The 424-nt window shown below is 48.8% G+C and carries 1 protein-coding gene and 1 pseudogene; both read right to left on the bottom strand.

What is annotated here, in order from left to right; all coding sequences use genetic code 11:
• A pseudogene (locus SOP95_RS31750) lies at positions 1 to 66 on the bottom strand (nucleoside-diphosphate kinase); the annotation flags it as partial.
• A 92-nt stretch (positions 67 to 158) separates the two neighbouring features.
• Positions 159 to 359: a Fe-S cluster assembly protein IscX gene (gene iscX, locus SOP95_RS31745; protein ID WP_016977667.1), complete on the bottom strand. Its 201-nt coding sequence runs from the start codon at positions 357 to 359 to the stop codon at positions 159 to 161.
• Positions 360 to 424: the final 65 nt, after the last annotated feature.

Here is a 424-nt window from a genome sequence, read left to right as displayed (position 1 = left end):
CTCGCCGATGACGTTTTTTGCAACAGCGTCAGGCTTGATGATGGAGAAAGTACGTTGAACAGCCATGGTGTAACTCCAGAAACGGTAATTTACGAAAAATTAAACCCGCGAATTATACGCGGGTTATTGGGTATTGCCTAACTGCGTAAAGGGAGGCGTCAGTCCTGTTCTTCTTTCCAGGCAGTCTGGATAGCTTCCAGAACCTTCTCACCACCGCGATCACGCTCATCTTCGAACCCTGGCAACGCCATGACCATGTCACGCAAAGCTACAAAGTTCAGGGAGTAAGGATCCAGATCCGGGTTGGCATCGGCCAACAGGATAGCGATCTCTTGTACATCAACCCATTTAAGACTCATGACACTTCCTTGAATCAATGCGGCGCTTCGGCAGCATGGTTGAGGGAATATTTCGGAATTTCGAC

Origin of the sequence: Pseudomonas sp. YuFO8 (genome assembly GCF_035065025.1) — a bacterium.
GTDB classification, from domain to species: domain Bacteria; phylum Pseudomonadota; class Gammaproteobacteria; order Pseudomonadales; family Pseudomonadaceae; genus Aquipseudomonas; species Aquipseudomonas putida_AE.
The sequence above is the reverse complement of the archived record's forward strand: the minus strand, read 5'-3'. Positions and strand labels throughout refer to the sequence as shown.